Source organism: Thiomonas sp., from assembly GCF_054608695.1.
In genome coordinates this window covers 22553-29142 of sequence record NZ_JBTRXV010000050.1, presented here as the reverse complement: position 1 = coordinate 29142, position 6590 = coordinate 22553, and the positions used below count along the sequence as shown (strand labels likewise).

The 6590-nt window shown below is 60.1% G+C and carries 5 protein-coding genes and 2 tRNA genes; 1 reads left to right on the top strand and 6 read right to left on the bottom strand.

From position 1 onward, the window contains the following. Positions 1 to 183: hypothetical protein (locus ACYCUK_RS15340; RefSeq protein ID WP_461595568.1), on the top strand; the 183-nt coding region annotated here is incomplete at its 5' end. A gap of 155 nt (positions 184 to 338) precedes the next feature. Here ACYCUK_RS15340 and ACYCUK_RS15335 read toward each other — a convergent pair. The 6 genes from ACYCUK_RS15335 to tig form a co-directional block, all read right to left on the bottom strand. Next, positions 339 to 414 (bottom strand) — tRNA-Glu (locus ACYCUK_RS15335). Positions 415 to 448: 34 nt separating this feature from the next. Further along, a tRNA-Ala gene (locus ACYCUK_RS15330) sits at positions 449 to 524 on the bottom strand. Between the two features lie 97 nt (positions 525 to 621). Next, the gene (gene lon, locus ACYCUK_RS15325) at positions 622 to 3066 is read right to left on the bottom strand and encodes an endopeptidase La (RefSeq protein ID WP_461595567.1); all 2445 of its coding nucleotides are present in this window, start codon (positions 3064 to 3066) and stop codon (positions 622 to 624) included. An 86-nt stretch (positions 3067 to 3152) separates the two neighbouring features. Beyond that, positions 3153 to 4421 (bottom strand): ATP-dependent Clp protease ATP-binding subunit ClpX, encoded by a 1269-nt coding sequence (gene clpX, locus ACYCUK_RS15320; RefSeq protein WP_112486067.1) that lies wholly within the window; start codon positions 4419 to 4421, stop codon positions 3153 to 3155. Positions 4422 to 4471: 50 nt separating this feature from the next. After that, positions 4472 to 5080, bottom strand: coding sequence for an ATP-dependent Clp endopeptidase proteolytic subunit ClpP (gene clpP, locus ACYCUK_RS15315; RefSeq protein ID WP_112486066.1), 609 nt, complete (start codon positions 5078 to 5080; stop codon positions 4472 to 4474). A gap of 156 nt (positions 5081 to 5236) precedes the next feature. Continuing rightward, positions 5237 to 6556, bottom strand: a complete 1320-nt coding sequence (gene tig, locus ACYCUK_RS15310; RefSeq protein ID WP_461595566.1) for a trigger factor — start codon at positions 6554 to 6556, stop codon at positions 5237 to 5239. Between the last annotated feature and the right edge of the window lie 34 nt (positions 6557 to 6590).

Genomic DNA, 6590 nt, shown 5'->3' with positions numbered 1-6590 from the left:
GACTTACAGATGGATGCGGCTGATCAGACCACGGCGCAAGCATATGCAAGGAGTATCGAGCAAGCGGAAGCCGAGCGCGCAGAGTTGGTGCGAGAGTTGGACGAACTGCAATCCAGGGCTGGAACCCACGCAAGCGCCATGGCGATCACCGAGAACGATGTAGTTGCTAGTTGCGTTGCTTGACACGCTTTTCGACGGCATGAGCACCAGCATCGAATCGGGTAGCGCAGAAAAAATCAAGGCCGCACTGGGCGGCCTGTTGAATCGAATCGAGATAAGCCCGGAATCGGACTTGCCGGGCCTGTGCTGCCAGATTAAACCCCATGCAGGCTTGAAGCTGGCGTCCCCTAGGGGATTCGAACCCCTGTTATCGCCGTGAAAGGGCGGTGTCCTAGGCCTCTAGACGAAGGGGACAGGACTGGTCATGACCTACTGCTGATTGCCTTATTGGTGGAGGTAAGCGGGATCGAACCGCTGACCTCTTGCATGCCATGCAAGCGCTCTCCCAGCTGAGCTATACCCCCAAAAAGCAAAGACTAAAATCATAAACCATTCCCATAGCTTGGCGCAAGGCTTTGGGTGCAAAAATTAGCCATATGGTTGGCCTCTGCGCACGCCAACTCAATGTCGCATTGTCCCGTCGACTGCGGTCACTGGCTCGACATTGGTCGCTGCCGGCGCTGGGGCCGAAACTGCAGGTGGCTCCTCCGGCAATGGTTGGGGTGCACGCTCCAAGGCTAGCTCCAGCACTTTGTCAATCCATTTGACGGGAATGATCTCCAGGCTGTTCTTGATGTTCTCCGGGAACTCCTGCAGGTCTTTCACGTTTTCCTCGGGAATCAGCACAGTCTTGATGCCCCCTCGATGCGCCGCCAGCAGTTTTTCCTTCAAGCCGCCAATTTCAAGCACCTCGCCGCGCAGCGTGATTTCCCCGGTCATCGCCACATCGGCACGCACCGGAATGCCGGTGAGCGCCGAGACGATGGCTGTGGTCATGGCCACGCCGGCGCTTGGACCATCCTTCGGCGTCGCCCCTTCAGGAACGTGAACGTGAAGATCGCTCTTCTCGAAAGCCTCGTCCTTGATACCCAGGCGCTTGGCGCGAACGCGTACTACCGTACGCGCAGCCTCCACCGACTCCTTCATCACGTCGCCGAGCGATCCAGTACGCGTGATCACGCCCTTGCCAGGCATTTTCGTGGCTTCGACGGTGAGCAACTCGCCGCCGACCTCGGTCCATGCCAATCCGACGACCTGGCCGACCTGATTCTCACGCCCTGCAAGGCCGAAATTGAAGCGCCGCACCGACAGGAAGTCATTCAAATTGTCAGCCGTGACGGTCACCTTGCCGTCGTACTTCTTCAGCACCTGCCCCTTCACGGCCTTGCGGCAGATCTTGGAGATTTCGCGCTCCAAGGAACGCACGCCGGCCTCGCGGGTGTAGTAGCGCACGATGCCGCGAATGGCGTCTCCCGTCACGTCCAGCTCGTTGTCTTTGACGCCGTTGTTCTTCATCTGCTTGGGCAACAGATAGCGCTGGGCGATGTTGACCTTCTCATCCTCGGTATAACCCGACAGGCGGATGACCTCCATGCGGTCGAGCAGAGCCGGCGGAATGTTGAGCGAATTGCTGGTGGCGACGAACATCACGTCCGACAGGTCGAAATCGACCTCGACATAATGGTCGCTGAACGTGTGGTTCTGCTCAGGGTCAAGCACCTCCAGCAGGGCTGAAGACGGGTCGCCGCGGAAGTCCATGCCGAGTTTGTCCACCTCGTCAAGCAGGAACAGCGGGTTGCGCACGCCCACCTTGTTCAGGCTTTGCAGGATCTTGCCAGGCATCGAGCCGATGTAGGTGCGGCGATGGCCGCGGATCTCGGCTTCGTCGCGCACGCCGCCCAGGGCCATGCGCACGAACTTGCGGCCCGTGGCGCGGGCCACCGACTGTCCGAGCGAGGTCTTGCCAACCCCGGGCGGGCCGACGAGGCAGAGGATGGGCGCCTTGACCTTCTCCACGCGCTGCTGCACGGCGAGGTATTCCAGGATGCGTTCCTTGACGCGCTCCAGACCATAGTGGTCCTCGTCCAGCACCTGCTCGGCGAAGGCAAGATCGTGCTTGATCTTGGATTTCTTCGCCCATGGCAGATTGACCAGCACGTCGAGGTAGTTGCGCACCACGGTGGCCTCGGCCGACATGGGCGACATGAGTTTCAACTTCTTCAACTCGGCGTCGGCCTTCTTACGCGCTTCCTTGGGCATGTGCGCGGCCTTGATCTTCTTCTCCAGCTCCTCGATATCGGCGCCTTCTTCGCCCTCGCCGAGCTCCTTCTGGATGGCCTTGACCTGCTCGTTCAAGTAGTACTCACGCTGGCTTTTCTCCATCTGACGCTTGACGCGGCCACGGATACGTTTTTCAACTTGCAGAATGTCGACCTCGCGCTCGAGCTGCTCCAGCAGATTCTCCAGGCGGGCGTGAATATCGGCAAACTCCAGCACCTGTTGCTTGTGCTCGAGCTTGAGCGGCAGGTGGGCCGCGATGGTGTCGGCCAGACGACCGGGATCGTCGATACCGGAAATGGATGTGAGAATTTCCGGCGGGATTTTCTTGTTCAGCTTGACGTATTGGTCGAACTGCGTGACCACGGCACGACGCAACGCCTCGGACTCGGCCGAGACTTCGGAAGCAGCCTCGACCAACTCGACTTCACAGATGAAAAAGTCGCCGTTGTCCTCGACCTGGCTAGCCTTGGCGCGCTGCACTCCCTCCACCAGCACCTTCACCGTGCCGTCGGGCAGCTTGAGCATTTGCAGGATGCTGGACATGCAGCCCATGTCGAACAGGTCCTCGGGCTTGGGTTCATCTTTGGCCGCCGTTTTTTGCGCGACCAGCATGATTTGCTTGCCGCTCTCCATGGCAGACTCCAAGGCCTTGATGGACTTGGGCCGGCCCACGAACAGCGGGATGACCATATGCGGGAACACGACCACGTCTCGCAAAGGCAAAAGTGGCACTGCGGATGTGGCCTGGACGTCGGCCTGGGAAACGGGAATTTGGGATTCGGCCATGGGGAGCACCCTTGAATGGAATGAACTGCAAATGGGGCATCAAGCCCGGATTACAAGGCAACCCGCGTGCTCTGGCGGGAAAGGCTTCAGGCTCCCGCAGCCTTGGGAGGGTCTTGGTAGGTCAAGAGCGGCTTTCCGGCGGTATTGATGGTGTTTTCATCCACCATGACGCTGGTGACACCCTTCAGATTGGGAATCTCGAACATGGTTTCCAGCAGGGACTGCTCGACGATGGAGCGCAGCCCGCGCGCGCCGGTACGACGCTGCAGGGCCTTGTGGGCAATGGCTGAAAGCGCTGATGGGCGGAATTCCAGCTTGACCCCATCCATCTCGAACAACTTCTGGTATTGCTTGACCAGGGCGTTGCGCGGCTCCGTCAGGATTTGCACCAGTGCTGCCTCATCGAGTTCGGACAGCGTGGCCGCAACCGGCAAACGGCCCACCAACTCGGGAATCAGACCGAACTTGATGAGATCCTCAGGTTCGATTTGACGGAAGGCTTCCGACACGCTTTGCTGCGACTTGGTGCGCACCGTGGCGGAAAAGCCGATGCCGGACTTTTCCGAGCGGTTCTGGATGATTTTCTCCAAACCGTCGAAAGCCCCGCCGCAAATGAACAGAATATTGGTGGTGTCGACCTGGATGAAGTCCTGGTTCGGATGCTTGCGCCCGCCCTGCGGCGGCACCGAAGCCATGGTGCCCTCGATGAGTTTGAGCAGCGCCTGCTGCACGCCTTCTCCCGACACATCGCGGGTGATGGATGGGTTTTCCGATTTACGCGAAATCTTGTCGATCTCGTCGATGTAGACGATGCCGCGCTGCGCCTTCTCGATCTCGTAGTTGCAACTCTGCAGCAGCTTCTGAATGATGTTCTCGACGTCCTCGCCCACATAGCCGGCTTCGGTCAGCGTGGTGGCGTCGGCAATGACGAAGGGCACGTTGAGCACCCTCGCCAGGGTCTGCGCCAGCAGGGTCTTGCCCGAGCCGGTGGGGCCGATGAGCAGGATATTGCTCTTGGCCAGTTCCACTTCGCCCGGCTTGGCCGCGTGTTGCAGACGCTTGTAGTGGTTGTAGACAGCCACCGAAAGGGTGCGCTTGGCCGATTCCTGGCCAATGACGTACTGGTCGAGAATGTCCTTGATTTCCTGCGGAATGGGCAAGTCGGACTTGGCCAGGCGCTCGGCCTTGTCTGACGCGACGGCCTCGTCGCGGATGATCTCGTTGCACAGGTCGATGCATTCATCGCAGATGAAGACCGAAGGACCCGCAATGAGCTTTTTCACCTCATGCTGGCTTTTGCCGCAAAAGGAACAGTACAGAATCTTCTCGCCTGCGGGGGTTTTCTTGTCAGCCATGGCCGGTTGCTTGAAAGACTGGGGGAATGACGCGCCTTGAAACGGGCGTCTTAGCTGCGCTTGGCAATGACTTCGTCGAGCAGCCCATAGTCCTTGGCCTGCTCGGCGGACATGAAAAAGTCGCGTTCGGAGTCCTGCGCGATTTTCTCCAGCGGCTGCCCGGTGCGCTCGGCCAGAATGGCGTTGAGCCGCTCGCGCAGGTAGAGAATTTCGCGCGCCTGAATTTCGATGTCGGTGGCCTGCCCCTGCGCGCCACCCGAGGGCTGGTGAATCATCACGCGGGAATTGGGCAGGGAGTAGCGCTTGCCCTTGGCACCGGCCGCCATCAGGAAGGCGCCCATGCTGGCAGCAATGCCGGTGCACAGCGTGGAGACATCGGGCTTGATGAACTGCATGGTGTCGTAGATGGCCAGGCCAGCCGAGACCGAGCCGCCGGGCGAGTTGATGTAGAGCGAGATGTCCTTGTCGGGATTTTCCGACTCCAGAAACAGCAATTGCGCAACGACAAGATTGGCGGTCTGGTCGTTGACCGGGCCGACCAGAAAAATCACCCGTTCGCGCAGCAGGCGCGAGTAGATGTCATAGGCACGTTCACCCCGTCCGCTCTGCTCGATGACGATGGGAACCATGCCGAGATTTTGGGTTTCGATAGCGCTCATGGATCTGCATTTCAATGGAATGAGGCAAGGTTAGCATGGCACCGACCATGCTTGGAACCCTGCCACGAAAACCTGCCACACAGGCATGACATCCCCATGAAAAAGCCGCCCGGCCACCGTGCAAACGGCAGGCGGGCGGCCCCTCGGATGCCTGCCTCAGGCGGCTTGCGTCTGCATCACCTCATCGAAGCTCAGAGTCTTGTCGGTGGTCTTCGCCCGGGAGAAGACGAAATCGGCCACATTGTGTTCAATCACGATGGATTCGACCTCGGACAAACGCTGCGGGTCACCGTAGTACCAGCGCAACACGTCCTGGGGAGTTTCGTAGCTGGACGCGAGCGACTCGACATGCGCGCGCACCTGCTCGGGCTTGGCATGCAGTTCATGCTCTTTCACCAGTTCGGCCACGATCAGCCCCAAGCGCACGCGGCGCTCGGCCTGTTCGCGGAACAGGTCGGGTGACAACGGCAGTTTCTCAACATCTTTCATGCCACGCGATTGCAGGTCCTGGCGGGCCGATTGCACGAGTTGCTCGATTTCCTTGCTCACGATGCTGGCCGGCAGATCGACGCTGTTGACCTTGAGCAAGCCTTCCATCGCCGCCTGCTTGTTGCGCGCAGCCAGACGGGTGGCAATTTCGCGCTCCAGGTTTTTGCGAATGTCGTCACGCAGCTTCTGCATGTCGCCGTCGGCCACGCCCAAGGCTTTGGCGAAGTCGGCATTCAGCTCGGGCAGTTGCGGGGCTTCCACCCGTGTCACGGTGAGCGAGAACTGCGCGGTCTTGCCGGCCACTTCGCGGCCTTGGTAGTCCTCCGGGAAATGCAGGTCGAAGCTGACCGTGGAGCCGGGCTTCTGGCCACGCGCTGCGGTTTCGAACTCGGGCAACATGCGACCTTCACCCAGCACGAACTGGAAGTCGTCGGCGCTGCCACCGGGGAACGCCACGTCGTCGAGCTTGCCGATGAAGTTCACGGTGAGTTGGTCGCCGTCGCGTGCCGCGTTGTCGGCCTCGTCGCGGGCCTGGAACGTGCGGCGTTGCTTGCGCAGGATTTCCATCGTCTTGTCGATGGCGGGTTCGTCCACGCTGCTGGTGATGCGCTCCAGTTCCAGACTGCTCAGATCGCCCAGGGCCACATCGGGATAAACCTCGAACACGGCGTCGAAAGCAATCGCCTCGGCAGCGTCAGTCGCCTCGTGCGGGGTGAATGCGGGCATGCCGGCCACGCGCACATGCGCGGCATTCACGGCTTCGTAGAACACATTGCCCACCTTGTCTTGCAGCACTTCGGCCTCGACCGATGGGCCGTAGCGCTTTTGCATCACCGACAGCGGCACCTTGCCAGGGCGAAAGCCGGACACGCGTGCGGTACGAGCCAGGTTTTTCAGACGGGCCAGAACTTCGCTCTGCAGTTCGGTCTTGGGCACCGAAACGGTGATGCGGCGTTGCAGTTTGTCCAGGGTTTCTACGGCTGTCATGGGAATTCCGATCGTGAAAAAGAATGAGGATGCC